Origin of the sequence: Pseudonocardia sp., assembly GCF_050250275.1 — a bacterium.
GTDB lineage: Bacteria > Actinomycetota > Actinomycetes > Mycobacteriales > Pseudonocardiaceae > Pseudonocardia.
In genome coordinates this window covers 65,432-85,278 of sequence record NZ_JBFWOY010000021.1, presented here as the reverse complement: position 1 = coordinate 85,278, position 19,847 = coordinate 65,432, and the positions used below count along the sequence as shown (strand labels likewise).

The 19,847-nt window shown below is 75.2% G+C and carries 16 protein-coding genes; 6 read left to right on the top strand and 10 right to left on the bottom strand.

Annotation, left to right across the window (positions count from 1 at the left end; genetic code table 11):
- Together AB7F12_RS19550 and AB7F12_RS19545 are read right to left on the bottom strand one after the other, a co-directional pair.
- Positions 1-1,203: a D-alanyl-D-alanine carboxypeptidase family protein gene (locus tag AB7F12_RS19550; RefSeq protein WP_428496986.1), complete on the bottom strand. Its 1,203-nt coding sequence runs from the start codon at positions 1,201-1,203 to the stop codon at positions 1-3.
- Positions 1,204-1,369: 166 nt separating this feature from the next.
- Positions 1,370-1,831, bottom strand: coding sequence for an SRPBCC family protein (locus AB7F12_RS19545; RefSeq protein ID WP_428496987.1), 462 nt, complete (start codon positions 1,829-1,831; stop codon positions 1,370-1,372).
- Between the two features lie 1,119 nt (positions 1,832-2,950).
- On the opposite strand from AB7F12_RS19545, the gene murJ reads away from it, so the two are divergent.
- Positions 2,951-5,026: a murein biosynthesis integral membrane protein MurJ gene (gene murJ, locus AB7F12_RS19540; protein ID WP_428502770.1), complete on the top strand. Its 2,076-nt coding sequence runs from the start codon at positions 2,951-2,953 to the stop codon at positions 5,024-5,026.
- A gap of 169 nt (positions 5,027-5,195) precedes the next feature.
- Here the strand turns inward: murJ and AB7F12_RS19535 are convergent, their stop codons facing one another.
- A complete protein-coding gene (locus AB7F12_RS19535) occupies positions 5,196-6,272 on the bottom strand; it encodes a PA containing protein (protein ID WP_428502769.1) in 1,077 nt (358 codons plus the stop codon).
- A gap of 145 nt (positions 6,273-6,417) precedes the next feature.
- Here AB7F12_RS19535 and AB7F12_RS19530 point away from each other — a divergent pair, with 145 nt between their 5' ends.
- Positions 6,418-7,506: an adenosine deaminase gene (locus AB7F12_RS19530; RefSeq protein ID WP_428516720.1), complete on the top strand. Its 1,089-nt coding sequence runs from the start codon at positions 6,418-6,420 to the stop codon at positions 7,504-7,506.
- A 1-nt stretch (position 7,507) separates the two neighbouring features.
- Here the strand turns inward: AB7F12_RS19530 and AB7F12_RS19525 are convergent, their stop codons facing one another.
- The 3 genes from AB7F12_RS19525 to AB7F12_RS19515 all read right to left on the bottom strand — a co-directional run bounded on the left by AB7F12_RS19525 (position 7,508) and on the right by AB7F12_RS19515 (position 10,362).
- Entirely contained in the window at positions 7,508-8,824 is a 1,317-nt protein-coding gene (locus AB7F12_RS19525) for a primosomal protein (protein WP_428501679.1), read from the bottom strand.
- 52 nt (positions 8,825-8,876) lie between these two features.
- Positions 8,877-9,806, bottom strand: a complete 930-nt coding sequence (locus tag AB7F12_RS19520) for an alpha/beta hydrolase (RefSeq protein WP_428501680.1) — start codon at positions 9,804-9,806, stop codon at positions 8,877-8,879.
- Positions 9,807-10,125: 319 nt separating this feature from the next.
- Entirely contained in the window at positions 10,126-10,362 is a 237-nt protein-coding gene (locus tag AB7F12_RS19515; protein WP_141279019.1) for a hypothetical protein, read from the bottom strand.
- 463 nt (positions 10,363-10,825) lie between these two features.
- On the opposite strand from AB7F12_RS19515, the gene AB7F12_RS19510 reads away from it, so the two are divergent.
- Positions 10,826-11,749 carry a haloalkane dehalogenase gene (locus tag AB7F12_RS19510; RefSeq protein ID WP_428501681.1) on the top strand — a complete coding sequence of 308 codons (924 nt, stop codon included), beginning with the start codon at positions 10,826-10,828 and terminating at the stop codon, positions 11,747-11,749.
- An 11-nt stretch (positions 11,750-11,760) separates the two neighbouring features.
- A complete protein-coding gene (upp, locus tag AB7F12_RS19505) occupies positions 11,761-12,384 on the top strand; it encodes a uracil phosphoribosyltransferase (RefSeq protein WP_428501682.1) in 624 nt (207 codons plus the stop codon).
- Positions 12,385-12,396: 12 nt separating this feature from the next.
- On the opposite strand, the gene AB7F12_RS19500 is transcribed toward upp, so the two are convergent.
- A complete protein-coding gene (locus AB7F12_RS19500; RefSeq protein ID WP_428501683.1) occupies positions 12,397-12,972 on the bottom strand; it encodes a TetR/AcrR family transcriptional regulator in 576 nt (191 codons plus the stop codon).
- Between the two features lie 137 nt (positions 12,973-13,109).
- Between AB7F12_RS19500 and AB7F12_RS19495 the strand changes: the two genes are divergently transcribed.
- On the top strand, positions 13,110-13,865 hold the full coding sequence (locus tag AB7F12_RS19495; RefSeq protein ID WP_428501684.1) for a GDSL-type esterase/lipase family protein: 756 nt from the start codon (positions 13,110-13,112) through the stop codon (positions 13,863-13,865).
- 24 nt (positions 13,866-13,889) lie between these two features.
- Here AB7F12_RS19495 and AB7F12_RS19490 read toward each other — a convergent pair whose 3' ends face one another.
- Genes AB7F12_RS19490 through AB7F12_RS19480 form a run of 3 tightly spaced genes read right to left on the bottom strand, consistent with a single transcriptional unit; the run spans position 13,890 to position 18,090 of the window.
- On the bottom strand, positions 13,890-15,437 hold the full coding sequence (locus AB7F12_RS19490) for a phospho-sugar mutase (protein ID WP_428501693.1): 1,548 nt from the start codon (positions 15,435-15,437) through the stop codon (positions 13,890-13,892).
- Positions 15,438-15,474: 37 nt separating this feature from the next.
- Positions 15,475-16,278, bottom strand: a complete 804-nt coding sequence (locus tag AB7F12_RS19485; protein WP_428501685.1) for a purine-nucleoside phosphorylase — start codon at positions 16,276-16,278, stop codon at positions 15,475-15,477.
- Positions 16,279-16,314: 36 nt separating this feature from the next.
- Complete coding sequence (locus AB7F12_RS19480) at positions 16,315-18,090, bottom strand: serine/threonine-protein kinase (RefSeq protein WP_428501686.1); 1,776 nt, start codon at positions 18,088-18,090, stop codon at positions 16,315-16,317.
- 419 nt (positions 18,091-18,509) lie between these two features.
- Here AB7F12_RS19480 and AB7F12_RS19475 point away from each other — a divergent pair, with 419 nt between their 5' ends.
- A complete protein-coding gene (locus AB7F12_RS19475) occupies positions 18,510-19,757 on the top strand; it encodes an amidohydrolase (RefSeq protein WP_428501687.1) in 1,248 nt (415 codons plus the stop codon).
- Positions 19,758-19,847: the final 90 nt, after the last annotated feature.

The following is a 19,847-nucleotide window of genomic DNA, read 5'->3' as shown; positions in this document are numbered from 1 at the left end:
TCAGTCGGGGCCGGGGCCGTCCTTCGTCCCCCGGGCCCGCCTGACGATGTAGACCACACCGGTCGCGAGCCCGGCCACCAGGATCAGCCCGGCGACGACCCAACCCACCGGGCTCGACTCCGGCAGCACCCCCGCGGGTCCGTCCGGAGTCCCGGGGGACGCCGTCGCCGCCGTCTCGGTGACCGGGGCCTGCTCGACCAGCGTGCCCACCGGCGCGAGGCCCGCCGGCATCGCGAACCCGTAGTCCAGCAACGCAGTGGCCTGCGCGACCATCCGCACCGGCTGCTGCTCCCCACGCACCAGGGCCACCACGATCCGCCGCCCGTCGCGCTGCGCCGCGCCGACGAACGTGTGCCGCGCCGCGTCGGTGAAGCCCGTCTTGCCGCCCAGCGCGCCGTCGTAGGAGCGCAGCAGCGGGTCGTCGTTGGACAGCATGAAACCCGCGTGCGCGCCGAAACCCGGGAACTGCACCAGCCGCGTCTGCGTCAGCTCCGCGAACGTCGGGTTGCGCAGCGCCGCCCGCAACAGCAGCGCCAGGTCGTAGGCCGACGACGACATCCCCGGTCCGTCGAGCCCCGACGGCGTTGCCGGGCGGGTGTCGAGCGCCCCCATCGCAGTGGCCCGCTGCTGCATGAGCTCGAGGGTCTGCGGTACCCCGCCGAGGGTGCGGGCGAGCGCGTGCGCGGTGTCGTTGCCGGAGTTCAGCAGCAGCCCCGACAGCAGCTGCTGCACCGTGTACGCCCCGCCCGGCCCGATCCCGGCGCGGCTGCCGTCGACCTGCACGTCCTCCGTCTCGCCGGTCACGACCTGGTCGAGCGGGAGCCGGTCGAGGACCACCAGGGTGGTCAACAGCTTGAGCGTCGACGCCGGGCGCTGCCTGCCGTGAGGATCGCGGGCGGCGAGGACGGCACCGGAGTCGAGGTCGGCGACGACCCAGCCCGCCGCGTCGATCCCCGCCGGGACCGGGGGCGCGCCCACCGGCAGCGCGAGGTCGCACGTACCGAGCGCGGGCCCGCCCACGGGCGGGTCCTGCACCGGCAACGGCGGCACCGGGACCGGGCCCTCCTCGACCGCGGCCGGACCCGGGGGCGCCGCATGGTCGTGGCACACCGGGGGCGCCTGGGCTCCCGCGGTTCCCGTGGCCGACACCAGCACCGCCGCGACGGCCAGCCCGACGGCCGCCGCCCTCACCCGCCCCCGCACGACGATCGACACTAGCCGCCGCCGCCCCGCCGACGGCCACGCCGCGCAGGCGTCTCCCGACACCGGGCGGACCCGTCACCCGGGGGAGCGACGCGGCGCGCGGCGCTCCGGCGTGCCCGACCAGGCTCCCGGGCCCGCCGCAGCGCAGTGCGGTTGCGCGCGGGGTTCAGCGGGCCGGGTCGCGCTCGGCGCGGGCCTTCACCGCGGCGAGCGCGGCACCCATGTCCTCGACCATCGTCCGCTCGCGGTCCCGCCCGAGGAGCCCACTCCTGGCCAGCGCCCCGACCAGCGCGTTCGGCTGCGCATACCGCTCGCGCCACTGCGTCACCCGGCTCGACGACGGGCCCGTCGGCTCGACCCGCCACCCCCACCGCATCCGGCTCTCCGCGACCCGGAACGCGAACGCCGTCGGGCGCACGCACTCCTCGACCCGGCAGCGCGTCACCCACCGCATGATCCCGCGCCGGTTGAACCCGACGAACCGCGCACCCGGCGCCGGGCCCGTCGCACCGCCCAGCCAGCGCCCGCCCGTGCTCTCCGGACTCCACTCGCCGGTGCGCGTCACATCGCTCACCAGGTCCCACACGACACCCGCGGGGGCGGCGACGTCGATGCTGCGTTCGTCCACCGGGACACTCCTCTCACCTGTCGCACGTCCTACCCGCAGCCGACCGCGACGGTGTGACGGACACGCCACACCGTCGGGCGACGGTGCCGCCCGGCCCGCGGTCCGGCACCATTGCCGGTGATGCGTGACGAGCCGAGCCCCGTTCCCACGACCGAGCCCCCTCCCGGCGGCCCCGTCGCGGACGACGACGCGCACCCCCGTCACGACCCGCTCGCCACCACGACCGACGTCGCCGACGCCCGCCCCGCAGCCCCGATGCCCGGCCCACGCGCCGAGCCGGGACAGGTCCTCCGCGACCCGGGCCAACCGCTGCGTGACGACGGACCGCCGACGACACTCGTCGGAACCGTGCCCGACGAGCCGCGCCCCACCGCGCCGCAGAGCCCCCCGCCGGGGGCGACGCCGCTGAACCCGCAGGCTCAGGTGGGCCGGTCGTCGGCGCGGCTTCCCGCGGTACCCCCCGCCGCGTCCCCGCGGCCGCCCGACGGGGATCCCCGCGCCACCGGCCGGCAGGAGCGCGAGACCCGGGAGCCGGGGCGGCGCGCCACCTCGGCGGACGAGCACCGTCGCGACGTGCCGCTGGGCCCGTACCCGGTCGGCGACCCGCGGCGCGCGTTGTGGCCCGGCGGCTCGGGGCAGCCGGTGCCGGCGCGCCGTGACCGTGGCGGGCCCGAGGCTCCGGACCCGACGCCCGGCCGCCCGCCGGTCGCCGCGCCGCCGGCACCCCCCACACCGCACGGTCCCGGCGGCCCCCCGGCGCCCGGCGGGCCGGGCCAGGGGCGCCCCGACCCGGCCCAGCAGGGCCCGGTTCCGCAGGGCCCGGCTCAGCAGCCGCACGGGCAGCCCGGGCCCGCGCGGCCCGCCGCCACCCAGCGTGGCCCCGGACAGCCGGGGTTCCAGCCGGGGCCCGGCCGACCGGGACCTCACCCCGGTCCCGGGCAGCAGGGTCCCGGGCAGCAGGGTCCCGGACAGCAGGGTCCCGGACAGCAGGGTCCCGGGCAGCAGGGTCCCGGACAGCAGGGTCCCGGACAGCAGGGTCCCGGACAGCAAGGTCCCGGACAGCAAGGTCCCGGACAGCAAGGCCCGGGTCGCCCGGGCCCCGGGCGCCCCGGACCATCGGTGGCCAGGCCCGGTCCCGGGCGCCCCGGCCCACGCCTGCACGACCCCCGCGACCCCGACTCCCCGCCCGCCCCCGGCCCGGTCCCGCCGCCGTGGCAGCGCGGCCCCGGCTCGGTGCCGGGCGCCGCCCTGCCCACGACTCCGCTCGTCCGCGGTGCCGACCTCCCGACCCTGCGCCCGCAGCCGATGCCCGGCGGCCTCTCGCCCGACCAGGCGCCCACCCAGCTGTTCTCGGGTGCGGAGCTGCGGGCGGCCGCCGCGCAGGACGAGGCGGCGATGCAGACGCGCATCGTCAGCGGTACGGGTGTGCGGGCGGCGCTGCGGGCCGGCGCCGAGCCGGGTACGCAGGTCTACTCGTGGCTGGGCGACTCGCCGACCGAGCTCATCCCCGCGATCACGGCCGACACCGAGCTGCTGCCCCGGCCCGAGGCGCCCGCCCCCGCGGGGGCCCCGGCGAAGGGCCGGTCGCTGGGCCGGTCGACCGGGATGATGGCGATCGCGAGTCTCGTCAGCCGGGTGACGGGTTTCCTGCGCCAGATCGTGCTGGTCGCGGTGCTGTCGCTGGGCATCGTCAACAGCTCGTACACCGTCGCGAACACGTTGCCGAACATCGTCTACGAGCTGCTGCTGGGTGGCGTGCTGAGCAGCGTGATGATCCCGCTGCTGGTCCGCGCGCAACGCGACGACGCCGACGGCGGTGCCGCGTACACCCGCAAGCTGCTCACGGTCGCGGGTGTGGCGCTGCTGGTGGCGACGATCGTCGCCATGCTCAGCGCCGGCCTGCTGACCAGGCTGTACCTGGGCGGGGAGACCACGGCGACCGCCAACCCCGACCTGGCGACGGCGTTCGCCTGGCTGTTGTTGCCACAGATCTTCTTCTACGGCATCGGCGCGCTGTTCGGGGCGGTGCTCAACAGCAAGGGCGTGTTCGGGCCGTTCGCGTGGGCACCGGTGCTCAACAACGTCGTGGTGCTGGTGGTGCTGGGTGTCTACGTCCTGGTGCCGGGCGAGATCAGCGTGAACCCCGTCGAGATGGGCAACACGAAGCTGTTGGTGCTGGGCATCGGCACGACGCTGGGCATCGTGGTCCAGGCGCTGATCCTGCTGCCGGCGATGCGCCGCGTCGGGGTGTCGTTCAAGCCGCTGTTCGGCTGGGACCCGCGGCTGCGCTCGGCGGGTGGCCTGGCGGTGTGGGTGGTCGGCTACGTGCTGATCGGCCAGGCCGGCTACATCGTGACGACGCGGGTCGCCGCGGCCGCCGACGGCGGTGCCGTCGCCATCTACAGCAACGCGTGGCTGCTGCTGCAGGTGCCCTACGGCGTGCTGGGCGTGTCGTTGCTGACGGCGTTGATGCCGCGGATGAGCAAGGCCGCCGCCGAGGGACGCATCGACGACGTGGTGATCGACCTGTCGCTGGGCAGCCGGTTGTCGACGGTGTTCCTGGTGCCGATCTCGGCGTTGCTGACGGTGTTCGGCACCGAGGTCGGCGTGGCGCTGTTCTCGCTGGGGCAGGGCGACCGCGACGGCGGTGCGTCGACGCTGGGTGCGGCGCTGGCGGTGTCGGCGTTCGGGTTGCTGCCGTACGCGGTGACGCTGCTGCAGCTGCGGGTGTTCTACGCGCTGACCGACTCCCGGACGCCGACGTTGATCCAGCTGGTCATCGTCGTCGCGAAGATCCCGATGCTGTTGCTGTGCCCGGTGCTGCTGCCGCCGGACAAGGTGGTGCTGGGGCTGGCGGCGGCGAACAGCCTGTCGTTCGTGATCGGCGCGATCGTGGGGCAGTGGTTGCTGTCGCGGCGGCTCGGGCACGTCGCGACGGGGGAGGTGCTGAGGACGGTCGGGACGACGACGCTGTCGTCGGTGGTCGGCGCGATCGTCGCGTACGGGGTGGTGCTGGGGATCGGGCACCTGTTCGGCGGTTGGGGTGCCGGTGCGGGCAGTGCCTGGGTGCAGCTGGTGCTGGCGCTGGTCGTGGCGACGCCGGTGATGCTGGCGATGCTGTGGGTGTTCCGTCAGCGCGAGCTCGAACCGGTCTGGCGACGCCTGGGCGGCTCCCGCTCACGCATCCGCGCCTGACCCGTGCCGCACACCCGCGCGCAACCTCACGGTCGTCGGGGGCGCGGAATGCAGCGGTGAGGTTGCGCCCGGTCCGTCGGCCGGGTGCGCGCCGCACCGGGAGGGGCCGGGTGCGCCGACGGCCGGCACCCCCTCGGGGATGCCGGCCGTCGTTACGGGCTGCCGGGACTCAGTCGTCCGGGTCGTCGGTCACCGTGTCGGCGGCCGAGGCGCCGTTGGGCGACTTCACCGCGGCCTTGGCCCGGTGGTTGTTGCGCCGGGCGGTGGGCCGGGGCGGGGGCGGGGGCGTCTGCATCTGGGAGCTGCCGCGGCCGAGGATGAGCTCGGCGAAGGTGGCCATGGCCTCGTCGAGCTGGCCGGCGTTGCGGCGCTCGGACTCGCTGTTGGCGTGCACGACCAGCTCGGTGACGGCGGCGGTGTCGGGACGGTCGCCGAGCGCCGACTCGAGCGCGCCCAGCTTGTCGTCGACGCCGCTGCCCAGCGTGGTGAGCGCGCCGGTCAGCCCGTCCTCGACGGTGTCGATCCGGGTGGCGACGGCATCGAGGCGCTCCGCGAGGGTCTCCAGGCGGGCGGTGAGCCCGTCGAGGGCCGGGGTGTGGTCGACCTGGGGCCGCGAGGCGAGGTCCTCCAGGCGGCGGTGCAGGCCGACGCTGGTGTCGCCCAGCAGGTTGCGGACGCCCTCGTTGTTCTCCTCGACGGAGCGCAGGGCGCCGTCGAGCTGCTCGCGCACCATGCGCTCGACGCCGTCGACGCGCTCCTTGATCGGGGTGGCGACGGCGTTGGGCATCGCGTCGAGGCGCATCTCGTGCCGGTCGAGCCGGTTGTCGAGGTCGTCGAGGCGCTTGTGCAGGCCGCCGAGGCGGTCGTCGAGGCCGTCCATCCGGCCGGAGACGCCTTCGAGGCGGCCGGCCATCCCGTCGAGGCGGCCGTCGAGCTGGGCGAAGGGCTTGGCGAGCTTGTCGGGGAGCGACTCGATCGCCCGGACCAGGGTGGCGAGGGCGGCGTCCTGCGCGTCGAGCTTGGCGACGGTCTCGTCGAGCCGTTCGGCCAGCACGCTGACCTCGGTGCGGTCGGGGAGCTCGGTGAGGCGCTTGCGTACGGTGCCGATCGCGTCGAGCGCGGTGAGGCGGGCGTGGATCTCGTCGAGGGAGTCGAAGATCTGCTGCTGCTCGCTGTCGCGGATCTCGGCAGCACGCATGAGCATGCCGCGCATCCGGTCGAACGACAGGGTGGAGTTATCGCTCATCGATGGTGCTTCCTTTGAGCCGGATGGGGGAGCTGAACAGAGAGTAGCGAGAGGCGCGAATCGATCGACGGGGAGTCACCATAGGCCATTCGGATGCCTCCCTTCTCCCGTTCCGGGTGTGCGTCCCGGGGTATAGCGTGGCCGCGTGCCCGCGCCCCTGAGCCCGGAGAACATCCGCAACGCCCCCAAGGTCCTGCTCCACGATCACCTGGATGGCGGTTTGCGGCCATCCTCGATCGTCGAGATGTCCGATGCCGTCGGCTACCGGTCGCTGCCGACACGCGATCCCGGCGAGCTCGCCGAATGGTTCCTGGGCGCCGCTCACAGCGGCTCGTTGGAGCGCTACCTGGAGACGTTCGGCCACACCGTCGCGGTGATGCAGACGGCCGAGGCGCTGCACCGCGTCGCGGCCGAGTGCGCGGAGGACCTCGCGGCCGACGGCGTCGTCTACGCGGAGGTCCGGTTCGCCCCCGAGCTGCACACCGAGCGGGGGCTCGACCTCGACCAGGTGGTCACCCACGTGCTGGAGGGCTTCGCTGCGGGCACGGCGCGCGCCGCCGCGGCGGGCCGCCCGATCCGGGTCGGCTGCCTGCTCACCGCCATGCGCCACGCCGCCCGCTCCCGGGAGATCGCCGAGCTCGCGGTGCGCCACCGTGACGCGGGCGTGGTCGGGTTCGACATCGCAGGCGCCGAGAAGGGCTTCCCGCCCACCCGCCACCTCGATGCGTTCGAGTACGTCCGCCAGCAGAACGCGCACGTCACGATCCATGCGGGCGAGGCGTTCGGGTTGCCGTCGATCTGGGAGGCCATCCAGTGGTGCGGGGCGCACCGCCTCGGGCACGGGGTGCGCATCGTCGACGACATCTCGCTGGGCAATGACGGGCTGCCCGCGCTGGGCCGGCTGGCCGCGTTCGTCCGGGACACGCGCATCCCGCTGGAGATGTGCCCGACGTCGAACATCCAGACCGGCGCCGCGGAGTCGATCGCCGAGCACCCGATCGGCCTGCTCACCAAGCTGCGCTTCCGGGTCACCGTCAACACCGACAACCGGCTGATGTCGGGGTGCACGATGACCTCGGAGCTGGCCGCGCTCGTGGAGACCTTCGGCTACGACTGGGCGGACCTGCAGTGGTTCACCGTCAACGCCATGAAGTCGGCGTTCATCGGTTTCGACGAACGCCTCGCCCTGATCAACGACGTCGTCAAGCCCGCGTACGCCGCCCTCCGGACGTGACTCAGGCGGGTCGCAGCCGCGCCCGCACCCGTTCGACCAGCGCCGCGAACGTGGCGGCGTCGGTGTCGAACGGCGGGCTCGGCGCGAGCCGTGTCGGGTCGGGGCGGATCACGAACGACACCAGCCAGCCGAGGCTCTCCGACTCGGCGAGCTCCTCGCGCGGCACCTCGTCGCCCGCCCAGTCGCCGATGTCGACCATCAGCTCCACGGCCAGGTCGAGCTGGGTGGGGTCGACGGTGAGGGTGCCGTCGGCGATGTCGTCGGCGAGCCCGGCCAGGACGTAGGTGTTGAGCTCGTCGACGGTGACCTCGAGTTCGCCGACGGACGCCTTGTCGAGGACCTCGTCCCACGTGGAGGCGGCGGTGAGGTCGTTGCCGTCGGTGGCGCGGTCGGCGTCGGCGAGGTGGCGGGCCAGTGCCCGTTCGCTCGTGAATACGTCGATCTTCCCGTCGGTGCCGAGGAACACCGGTTCGTCGCCGAGGTAGCACCGCAGCGTCACGTACTCGGCGTCGGCCAGGACGATCCGGATCGGGTCGATGCCCACGCTCTCCCAGAACGTCGGTTCCCGCTCGTCGTCCTGCTCGGCCTCGTCCTCGGCGACCTGCTCCTCGACGGCGTCCTCGACGGCGTCGTCCTCGAGCTCGCGCTCCTCCTCGTCGTCCTCGGACGCGTCGGGGTGCTCGGCGCGGACCGTCGCGACCGCCTCGGCCTCGCGCTCGGCGAGCCGCTTCGCCTCGACGGTCGCGGCGGCGAGCGCCTCGGCGTCGACGTCCGGGGTGGCGACGAGGGCGTCGAGCGCGTCGATGACCTCGTCCCAGCGGTCGGCGACGGTGGCGACGAGCCTGTTCCACAGCCGGTCGCCCTCGCGGCCGGTGAAGGGCAGCGTGCCCTGCTGGAGCATCGCGAAGCCGGGGGTGGAGTCGAGGACGGCGGTGACCTTGTCCAGGCCGCACACGTCGGCGAGCGAGGTGACCATCGTGATCGTCTCGGCGAGGTCGCCGATGGTCCACGTGTCGGGTTCCTGCGCGACGATCTCCGGCACGCCGACGATGTCGTAGGCGTGGGTGTCCTCGGGGGTCAGCTCGGCCACGCTCAGCTCGGGGACGACACCCCACGCCGGGTGGTCGACGAGGTCGTGCCCCTGCGCGGTGCGCACGAACGCGGCGAGCTGCGCGACCTGCGGGAACGCGAAGAGGTTGTCGTCGTCGCCGAGGAACGCCTCCCACTCCTCGCCGTCCTCGCGCCATTGCGGGGCCCACAGCGTGACGAGGTCACCCGCGGTCAGGGACAGCCGGATCGGGACGATGTCGCTTGCCACGCGCCGGAGGATAGCCGCGACGGCTGAGGCGCTGCTGATCAGAGCCTTTCCGTCAGCCGAGCGCGGCGAGCGTGGCGGCCCGGATGCGGTCCTGGGCCTGGGTGTGGTCGATGCCCGGGGCGCCGTCGCCGGGCTGCGGGCCGTAGTCGCCGAAGTCGGCGTGCACCGCGCCGGGCACCGCGACGAACCGCGTCGACGGCGGCAGCGACGCCCGTGACGCGTCGACGTCGGCGGGGGTGGTGAGGCCGTCGGCGGTACCGGACACCGAGGTGACGGCGAGGTCGGTGCGCCCCGACAGGTCCCCCGACGGGTAGGACGCCCACAGCACGAGCCCGGCCGCACGCGACCCGGGCGCCGCGGCGTAGCCGGCCGCGGCCACCCCGCCCATGGAGTGTCCGCCGACCACCCAGCGCCCGATCCCGGGATGCGCCGCCACGACCGCCGCGGCCTGGGACGGCTGCAGCAGCGCGAGCCCCAGCGGCGGTTTCACGATCACGACGAGATGCCCTGCCGCCGCGACGGGCCGCAGGATCGCCACGTACGCGTGCGGATCGACGCGGGCGCCCGGGTAGAAGACGAACCCGGTGCCCGCCGCCGGGCCCGGCGGGCGCAGCTCGATCGTCGAGGTCAGGTCGGTGACGGTCAGGTCGGTGACGGTCGGGTCGGCGCCGGACCCCGCGGCGGGGTCGGGCGCGGTCGCCGGGAACGGGCGCAACCAGCCGGCCGCGACCGCCGCGAGGACGAGCACGATCGCCGGGACCGCCCGCACCGCACGGTTCCAGCCGCCGCGGTCACGGCGCGTGCGGGCACGCGTCGACCACGCCAGCATCGCGACGCCGGCGACGGCGAGCGCGACGAGCAGCCACGTGTAGGCGGGGTTGCCCGCCTCGACGGTGGTCCACCGCGTCACGGCCACCCATGCGGCGACGCCGACGGCGCCGAGCCCCGCCACGACCGCGCCGAGCCGCCGGGGCACGGGCACCCGACGCCGTCGCCGCGTCGTCGCGGTCGTCGTGGGGTCGCCGGCGCGCACCGGTCACCGCCGTCCGCGGGTGCGGGTCTGCGGCGGGACGCGGTGTCGCGGGAGGGGAGACGGGGGCACGGTCCGCGGGAGCGGCGACGGGACCGGGGCCCGTCGCGCGGAGTCCGTGCTGGTCACACGGGCGAGTGTAGGACGGCCGGCCCGACGGGGCCGGTGGTCCGCCGCCCGGCGCGGCTGTGGTGCGCCGAGCGGCCCGCGTGTGCGGATCCGGTGGTGGAGCGGGGTGCAGCGGCTCCGTTCGAGCCGTCGGGGGGACCGCTCAGGTCGAGCTGTGCAGACGGACGACGCCCACGGTCACGTCCTCGAGCCCGCCGCGGTCGAAGTCGCGGCGGAGCTGGTCGGCCTTGATCGTGGCGGTCAGCCCGTCGAACGGGCCGTGCGCGTCGACCTCGCCGGTCTGCGGGTCGACGGCCAGCACGACATATCCGTCGCACTGCGTGAGCTTCTCCGCCGCAGCGACCAGCGTCGCCTCGTCAGAAGTCGTGTTCTCCGGCACCGGATCACCTCCTAGTCATCTAGTACAGCGTCGGCGGAGGCTCGGACGTGACATCGTTCCGGGCTTACCACCCGTTCGGGTCAGGTGATTCCCCGCGTCGGACACGGATCGTGCAGAACTCGGGACGCAGTGCTCACGAACCGGAATCGACGGTGGATCCTGCGGAAATCCTCGGCACACTCGGTCACGGTGCGCGTTGGTGGCGCCGGTCACGACCCGCTCGTGCCGGGCCGCGACGGAGCGTGTCCCCCGGCGCTCCTCCGGCCCGCCGCCACTGGGACGGCCGAGACCGTGCCGCCACCCACGCGGTGCCCTCGTGATCACCGCACGTGGTGCTTGAACCGTCCACGACACGGGAGCGGCCCGGCGGCCCGTCCGCGGCAGGCCCCGCACGGGTCCGCCCGGGTCGAGGACCGGCCGGGTGCGCGCGACCGGAACGCCGTCGCGGGGGCAGGATCGGGGCATGCGAGTCCTCCGCACCCCCGACGGCCGCTTCGCCGACCTGCCCGCCTTCCCGTACCCGCCGCGCTACGCCGACGTCCCCACCGGCGACGGCGGCTCCCTGCGGATGGCGTGGGTCGAGGACGGCCCCACCGACGGGCCCGTCGTCCTGCTCCTGCACGGCGAGCCGAGCTGGTCGTTCCTGTACCGGACGATGATCCCGGTGCTCGCGGCCGCGGGCCTGCGGGCGGTCGCGCCGGACCTCGTCGGGTTCGGCCGCTCCGACAAGCCCACCGAGATCGGTGACCACTCCTTCGCCCGCCACGTCGAGTGGGTCCGCGCGCTGGCCTTCGACGTGCTCGACCTGCACGCGGTGACGCTCGTCGGCCAGGACTGGGGCGGCCTGATCGGGCTGCGGCTGCTGGCCGAGCAGCCGGGCCGGTTCGCGGGCGTCGTCGCCGCCAACACCGGCCTGCCGACGGGCGAGCACGACATGCCGGAGGTCTGGTGGCAGTTCCGGCGGGCCGTGGAGAAGGCGGGCGCGGCCGGGCGCCTCGACGTCGCACGGCTCGTGCAGTCGGGCTGCCGCACCCCGTTCACCGACGACGTCCGCGCCGGCTACGACGCCCCCTTCCCCGACCAGACCTTCGTCGCCGGGCCGCGGGCGATGCCGCTGATCGTCCCCACCCGGCCCGACGACCCCGCGACCGCGGCGAACCGCGCCGCCTGGGACGTGCTGCGGACCCTCGACGTCCCGTTCGTGTGCGCCTTCAGCGACGGCGACCCGATCACCGCGTCGATGGAACCGGTGCTGCGCGCGACGATGCCCGGAGCCGCGGGCCGGGCGCACCCGACGATCACCGGCGCCGGGCACTTCCTGCAGGAGGACGCCGGCCCGGCACTGGCGGAGGTCGTCGTGGATCTCGTGCGGTCGCTCGACCGCTAACCTCCGCGGTCATGGACGTCCGGGTCGTCGACCATCCGCTGGCCGCCGCCAGGCTCACCGTGCTGCGCGACCGCGACACCGGCGACGCCGCGTTCCGCGCGGCCCTGCACGAGCTCTCCCTGATGCTCGTCTACGAGGCCACCCGCGACGTCGCGCTGCGCACCGGCACCGTGTCGACGCCGCTCACGCAGACCACGGGGTACGCGGTCGCGGCGCCGCCGTTGATCGTGCCGGTGCTGCGTGCGGGGCTGGGGATGACCGAGGCCGCGCGGACGTTGCTGCCGGAGTCGGCCACCGGCTACGTCGGTGTCGCCCGCGACGAGGCGACGCACCAGCCGGTGCCGTACCTGACGTCGCTGCCCGACACGCTCGCGGGGACCCCGGTCCTGGTCCTCGACCCGATGCTCGCGACGGGCGGCTCGCTCGTCCACGTCCTGGGCCTGCTCGCCGACCGGGGCGCCACCGACGTCACGGTCGTCTGCGTGCTGGCGGCGCCGGAGGGGGTGGCCCGGCTCGAGGCCGAGGCCCCGTCGATCCGGCTGGTCATCGGCTTCGTCGACGAACAGCTGAACGACGACGCGTTCATCGTCCCCGGCCTCGGCGACGCGGGGGACCGCCAGTTCGGGACGGGCTGAGGCCGGGGCGGGTCAGGTCGCCCAGGCGGCGACGGTCGCGCGCAGCACCGTCTCGAAGACGACCTTCACGTCGTCGGCGCAGCCCGGCCCGACGCCGCGCAGCTCGGCCGCGGTGAGGCCGTGCAGGGTGGCCCACACGCCGAGCGTCACGGTCTCGGGCCGCACCCCCGCCCGCAGCCGGCCCTCGGCGGCGGCCCGGTCGGCGGCCCGGCGCAGGGGCGCGAACGCCGCCGCCGGCGGGTCGCCCTCGCGGGCCGCACCGCCGAACATGACGTCGTGCAGGTGCGGGTCGGCCAGCGCGCTGTCGCGGTAGGCCAGGCCGAGGGCGACGAGGTCCTCCACCGGGTCGTCGGTGGTGCGCACCCGTTCCAGGTGGGCGGCGAGCCGGCGGAACGCCTCGTCGACGAGCGCCGCGAGCAGTGCGGGCTTCCCCCCGAACAGCGCGTAGACGGCCGTGGTGGAGGTGTCCGCGTCGGCGGCCAGCTTGCGCAGGCTCAGCGCGTCGAGGCCCTGCGTCGACAGGGTCTCGCCCGCCTGTTCGAGCAGCCGGGCGCGGAGCGCCTCGTCGTGCACCTTCGGACGCGGCATCCAGGCAGGCTACGCAACGCCGTTTCGCCCCGCTCGTCGTGGCCGTGGACCCCGCCGTGACCTGCAGGTAACGTCGGCGGTCCCGGGCACGAGATCCTGCGGGAGCCGGGCGACGGCTGCCGCGATCGGGGGAAGCGGTGACGGTCAGGAACAGGGTCCGGCTGGTGCTCGCGCTCATCGCCGTTCTGGTGCTGGGGATCGTGCTTCCCGCGGACCGTTCCGGCGACGAACCCGCCGAGGTCCGGGTCGCCGCGGCCAAACCGGTCGTGTCGCTGCGGGTGATGCCGTTGGGGGCGTCGAGCACCGAGGGCATCGGCAGCCCGTCGACGGCCGGCTACCGCGGCCCGCTGTACCGGATGCTGCAGCGCGACGCCGTCAACGTCGACTACGTGGGCTCGCTGCGCTCGGGCCCCGCATCGCTGCCCGACAGGGACAACGAGGGCCACTCCGGCTGGACGCTGGCGATGATGGCGCCGAAGGTCGACGGCTGGGTGCGGGCCGCGCGGCCCGACGTCGTCATCCTGCACGCGGGGACCAACGACCTCGGCCGCGGGGTCGCGGGCGACGTCACGGCCCGCCGCCTCGATGCCGTCCTCGCCACGATCCTCGCGGCCGCACCGAAGGCACACGTCGTCGTCGCCGGGGTGTGGGCGCCGCTGCCCAGGGCCCGGGTCGCGCGCGACCAGCTGGCCGCGTTGACGCCGGTGATCGTGGGGAAGTACCGGATGCAGGGGTACTCGGTCGACTTCCTCGACACCTCGACGCTGCTCGCGCCCGGCCAGCTCTACGACGGCCTGCACCCCAACACGTCGGGCTACGTCAAGATCGCCGCATTGCTCGACGGGGAGATCCGGCAGTGGCTCGACACCCGCGCAGCCGCCCGACCCCGGTGAGCGGCCCGGTCGCCACAGCGGCCGTCACCACTCACGAACCTCGGCGGCCAGCGCCGTCATGCGCTGCGCGGCGCGGGTCCGGGCCGTGGCGACGTCGGTGTCCGGTGGCTCCACGACCTCCAGGTAGGTCTTGAGGATCGGCTCGGTCCCCGAGGGCCGCACGACGACGCGCACGCTGTCGCGCCGCAGCACCAGGACGTCGGGTGCGGGCCGCGCGACGTCCCAGCCCGCCGGTGGCGCGCCGAACACCGTGGGCAGGCCGGCGCCGTCGAACGGGACCGTCAGCTGCGCGGTGGCGTGCACGCCGTGGGCGGCGGCCAGCTCGTCGAGGCGGGCGGCCAGCGACGACCCGCCCGCGCGCAGCGTCGCGGCCAGGTCGGCGGCGACGACGGCCGCGGCGATCCCGTCCTTGTCCCGCACCGCGTCCGGGTCGACGCAGTACCCCAACGCTTCCTCGTAGCCGTAGACGAGCCCCGCACCGGCCCGGACGATCCACTTGAACCCGGTGAGCGTCTCGGCGGACCGGGCGCCGTGCGAGGCCGCCACCGCCCGCAGCATCGACGACGACACGACGGTCGTCGCGACGAGCGGGTCCGGGTGCGTCCCGGCGCGGAGCAGGTGGTCGCCGAGCAGCACACCCGTGTCGTCGCCGGTGAGCATCCGCCAGCCGTCCGCGCCGGGGACGCCGAGCGCGCACCGGTCGGCGTCCGGGTCGAGCGCGACGGCGAGGTCGGCGTCCACCGAGGAGGCCAGCGCGAGGAGGGCGTCGGTCGTGCCCAGGTGCTCGGGGTTGGGGGAGGAGACCGTGGGGAAGTCGGGGTCGGGCACGGCCTGCGCGGAGACGACGTGCACGTCGGTGAACCCCGCCAGCGCCAACGCCTGCACCGCCGCCGCCCCGCCCACGCCGTGCAGCGGCGTGAGCGCGATCCGCAGCGCACGGGACCGCCCCCGCGGCAGCGCGGCGACCCGTTCGAGATAGGACGGCAGCGGGTCCGCCGTCCGGACCGGGCCGTCGGCGGGGATCGCGACCGCCGCGCCCACCTGCTCGGCCGTGTCCTCGATCTCCGCGTCGACGGGTGGGACGAGCTGCGCGCCGTCGCCGAGGTAGACCTTGTACCCGTTGTCCGACGCCGGGTTGTGCGACGCCGTCACCTGCACCCCGGCCACGGCGCCCAGGTGCCGGACGGCGAACGCCAGCAGCGGGGTGGGGCTCGCCCCGGGAAGCGTGACCGCGTCGAAACCCGCCGCGCCGAGCACACCCGCCGCCGCGGCGGCGAACGCGGGTGAGCCGTGCCGCGCGTCCCGCCCGACGACGACCGTGGCACCGGCGTGCCCGTTGCGGCGCAACCACTGCGCCAGCGCGGCCGTGGTCCGGCGGACGACGGCCACGTTCATTCCCGCGGGCCCGGCACGCACCGGACCGCGCAGCCCCGCGGTGCCGAACCGCAGCGGTGCCCGCATCCGGTCGGCCAGCTCGTCGTCGGCACCCGGTGTCCCGGCCAGCGCGTCCGCGACGATCCGCTGCAGCTCGGCGCGGGTGGCGGGGTCGGGGTCGTCGGCGATCCAGCGCATCGCCGCGGTGCGCACCGCCCGCGGCGTCACGACGGGCTCATGACCGGGCGATCAGCTCGCGCAGCAGCGGTCCCGTCCGCAGCGCGGCCGCGGCACCGGCGGCCAGGACCTCCTCGTGGTCCAACGGCTGCCCGGTCATCCCCGCGGCCAGGTTCGTCACCAGCGATAGCGCGAAGACCTCCGCCCCCTCCGCGGTGGCGGCGACGGCCTCGAGCACCGTCGACATCCCGACGAGGTCGGCGCCGATCGTGCGGAGCATGCGGATCTCGGCGGGCGTCTCGAAGTGCGGCCCCGGCAGCCCTGCGTAGACGCCCTCGCTCACCCCCGGTGCCACCGCCCGGGCCAGCGCGCGCAACCGCGGGGAGTACAACGTCGTCAGGTCGACGAAACGGGGTCCGACCAGGGGCGACCGGGCCGTCATGTTCAGGTGGTCGGACACGATCACGGCCTCGCCGACCGCGAGGCCCTCCCGGATGCCGCCCGCCGCGTTGGTGAGCAGCACCGTGCGGCATCCCGCGGCGACCGCGGTGCGCACCCCGTGCACGACGGCGTCCACCCCGTGGCCCTCGTACAGGTGCGTGCGGCCCAGCACGACCAGCGCGCGGCGCCCGTCGACGTCGACCGACCGGATCGTCCCGACGTGCCCGGCCGCCGTCGGCGGCACGAAACCCGGCAGGTCGGCCATCGCGACCTCGGCGCGGGCGGGACCGATCAGATCGGCCGCGGGCCGCCAGCCCGACCCGAGGACGAGCACGACGTCGTGGTGGTCGGCCCCGGTCGCCGCCCGCAGCGCCGCCGCCGCCGCGTCGGCCAGGGCGGCGGGGTCGCCGGGAGTGCTCATGCGGGCAGGGTAGATCAGCGCGGCGCCGACGCGGGGTCAGGCGCCGGTGACGGTGAAGCCGCGCGCGATGGCCGTGAACAGATCGGCCGACCTCGGCTCCGCGGTGTCGCCCGGGACGGTCAGCCGCAGCTCCCACACACCCCCGGCGCCCGGCACGATCCGCAGCCACGTCGTGCGGTCCAGCGAGCCCGACGTCGTGCGGTACACCGTCTGCTGCGCGCCGGCGGTCGCCCCGGCGGCCGGCGCGGCCGGGTCGACGCTCACGCTGTCCACCCCCAGCCCGTCGGCGGTGAGCCTGCCCAGTGCGGCGTCGACGGATGCGCCGCGCTGCACCGACAGCTCCTCCGAGCCGTCCGGGCTGACGAAGCGCACCCCGGTCGTCCCGGCCGCGTCGTAGCGGTACTGCGCCCACGTCTCCGGGACGTCGACGGAGAAGCCCAGCGGATCGGCGTGCGACACCATCGGCGCCCGGTCCGTCGTGACCGTCACCGTCGACATCGGTGACTGGCCCGCGATCGCCCGCGTCGCCGCCCAGCCACCTGCCGCGCCCAGCAGCACCACGATCGCGCCGGCGACGACCAGCGGCGCCGCCCACCAGCTCGGCATCTCACGTGTGGTGGCGACCGCGGGCGGCTGTCTGCGGGATGCCTGTGCGCCGGTCGTGGCGACCGCGACCGGCCGGGGCGGCGGGGGAGGGGGAGGGGGAAGGGTGTGGCCCGTCCCGTCGACCGCGCCCTGCCGGGTGAAGGTGCCCGACTCCTGCGGCACCCGCAGGCCGGGGAAGCTGCCGGGCGCCGCGGCGAGCGGCGTGGAACCACCGGCCGGGATCGGGCCGGACGCCGACACCCGTGGGCGCGGCAGCGGCACCCCCGTCGACGGGGCGGGGTCCGGTGGGGGCGGCTGCGGTTCCGGGCGGATGTGCGCGGGCGTCGCGGCCACTGTCGGCGAGTCGGGCGAACCCGGGTACAGCGGGTCGTCCGGGTCCGGGATGAGCGGGCGCAACCGGTTGCGGACCTCGTCGAGCGGCATGCGCTGCAACGGGTCCTTGACCATGAGGGCCGCGATGACCTCCGACACCGGGCCGGCGTCGCGCGGCCGCGGCACGTCGCCGTCGACGACCTCGGTGATCGTCGAGACGGGATCGCCCCGCACGTCGTAGGGCGGGCGGCCCTCGATGGAGGCGAACAGCGTCGCGCCCAGGCCCCACAGGTCGGCCGCCGGCGTGACGGCCGCACCCGCGGCCACCTCCGGCGCGATGTAGGCGGGGGAGCCGAGGACCAGCCCGGCGGTGGTCATCGGCGCGTCCGCGGAGTTGCGCGCGATGCCGAAGTCGGTGAGCTTGACCCGGCCGTCGTCGGCGACCAGCACGTTGCCGGGCTTGACGTCGCGGTGCGTGATGCCCGCCCGGTGCGCCGCCCGCAGCGCGCCCGCCGTGGCGTAGCCGACCACCGCCGCCTGCTGCGCGTTGAGCCTGCCCTGGTCGCCGATCATCGTCGCCAGGTTGCGCGACGGCAGCATCTCCAGCACGACGAGCGGGGCACCGTCGACGTCGACGACGTCGTAGACGGTGATGATGTGCGGGTTCGACAGCCCGCCCAGGGCGCGCGCCTCGCGCAGCATCCGCTCGCGCATCGCGAGCGCCTCCCGCTCCGGGATGCCGAGCGGGACCTTGAGCTCCTTGATCGCGACGGCGCGGCGCAGCACCTCGTCGTAGCCGCGCCACACGGTGCCCATCGCGCCGCTGCCGAGCTGCGCGGACAAGGTGTAGCGGCCGCCTACGCGACGTTCGCCGTCGTCTCGGGGGCTCGACACCCGCCCATTGTCGCCGCACCCCGCCGACCCCGGACGGGCAACCCCCGATCGGTCGCGCGGGCGATGACGGACGGTGACCGCCGGCTGACGGTCAGCTGAGGATCCGTCCGGCGCACCGGTCGTCGAACAGTCGGCCGGTCACTGTGGTGCGACGAACTGTCAGCGCGGCGGTCGCAGCGCGGTGAGCGGCGCAGATGTAGTGGTGGGTGAGGGTGCCCACCTCGATCCGGGGCTTCCGCGTCGCCGAGCGGCGACCCTTCGCCCGTCCGCAGCAGACCGGCGACCCCTCGCCGCGCATATCCGCATCGTGCCGACTTGTCGTTGGTGAACCGCCGACCGGGTGAGGACTATGAGTCGATGGTTCACACGGCTGCAGCCCCGCACGGGGCGCACACGGACCCGAGGGACGGTGATGAGGCGTGACGCTGCTGGAGGCGGACGCCGGACTCGCGGCGCTCGGTGACCTCCCGGTGACCGACCTCGGAGCCGGCACGGGACCGGACTGGCTCGACTCGTGGCTCGACGCGCGCCGCGGCGACGTCGTCGCCTGGCGCCGCTCCCTGCACTCCCTGCCGGAGCTCGGGCGCGCCGAGCGCCGCTCCACCGAGATGGTCGCCCGCAGGCTCATGGCCGCGGGGCTCGAGCCGCGCACGCTCCCCGGCGGCACGGGCCTCGTCTGCGACATCGGCTACGGCGAGCGCTGCGTCGCCCTGCGCGCCGACCTCGACGCGCTCCCGCTGCAGGAGGACACCGGCCTGCCGTTCGCGTCGACCGTCCCGGGCACCATGCACGCCTGCGGACACGACGCGCACACCGCGATGGTGCTCGGCGCCGGGCTCGCGCTCGCGTCCGCGCCCTCGCTGCCCGGCCGGGTGCGGCTGATCTTCCAGCACGCCGAGGAGGTCCAGCCCGGCGGCGCGCTCGACATGGTCGCCGACGGCGCGATGGAAGGCGTCGAGCGCATCTTCGCGCTGCACTGCGACCCGCAGCTCGAGGTCGGCAAGGTCGGCACCCGCGTCGGCCCCATCACCTCGGCGTGCGACCTCATCGAGATCCGGCTGACCTCGCCCGGCGGTCACACGGCGCGCCCCCACCTGACGGCCGACCTGGTGCAGGCCATGGGCCTGCTCATCACCCAGCTCCCCCTGCTGCTCACCCGCCAGGTCGATCCGCGTTCGGGAACGGTGCTCGTGTGGGGTGCCGTCGAGGCCGGCCACGCCGCCAACGCCATCCCCCGCAGCGGAGTGCTGCGTGGCACCCTGCGCACCGCCGACCACGCCACGTGGAACGAGGTCGAGGCCAAGCTGCGCACGCTCGTCGCGTCGGTGCTGGCCCCCACCGGTGTCGGCTACGTCCTCGATCACATCCGCGGCGTCCCGCCGGTGGTCAACGAGGCCGTGAGTGCCGGCATCCTGCGCGGGGCCGCGATCGCGGCCGTAGGCCCGGAGGCGGCGGCCACCACCGAGCAGTCCTCCGGTGGCGAAGACTTCGCCTGGTACCTCGAAGAGGCGCCGGGGTCCATGGCCCGGCTCGGCGTGTGGCCCGGCCACGGCCCGATGCGCGACATCCACCAGCCCACCTTCGACCTCGACGAGCGTGCCCTGCCCGTCGGCGTCCGGGTCCTGGTGCAGTCGGTGCTCGCGGCCTTCGAGGTCCCGCCCGCCTGACCGCCCGGCAGACCACAGAGGGCCGGCCCCCGACGGCCCCGCACCGCCGCCCGGCGGCTCCCCCGCAGGAGCCCCGGGCGGCTTCATGTG

Excerpts from the sequence above, each read along its gene's own strand:
- AB7F12_RS19535 (WP_428502769.1), bottom strand. The coding sequence starts at position 6,272 with ATGAGCGATAACTCCACCCTGTCGTTCGACCGGATGCGCGGCATGCTC.
- AB7F12_RS19510 (WP_428501681.1), top strand. The coding sequence starts at position 10,826 with ATGCGAGTCCTCCGCACCCCCGACGGCCGCTTCGCCGACCTGCCCGCC.
- upp (WP_428501682.1), top strand. The coding sequence starts at position 11,761 with ATGGACGTCCGGGTCGTCGACCATCCGCTGGCCGCCGCCAGGCTCACC.
- AB7F12_RS19500 (WP_428501683.1), bottom strand. The coding sequence starts at position 12,972 with ATGCCGCGTCCGAAGGTGCACGACGAGGCGCTCCGCGCCCGGCTGCTC.
- AB7F12_RS19490 (WP_428501693.1), bottom strand. The coding sequence starts at position 15,437 with ATGCGCTGGATCGCCGACGACCCCGACCCCGCCACCCGCGCCGAGCTG.
- AB7F12_RS19485 (WP_428501685.1), bottom strand. The coding sequence starts at position 16,278 with ATGAGCACTCCCGGCGACCCCGCCGCCCTGGCCGACGCGGCGGCGGCG.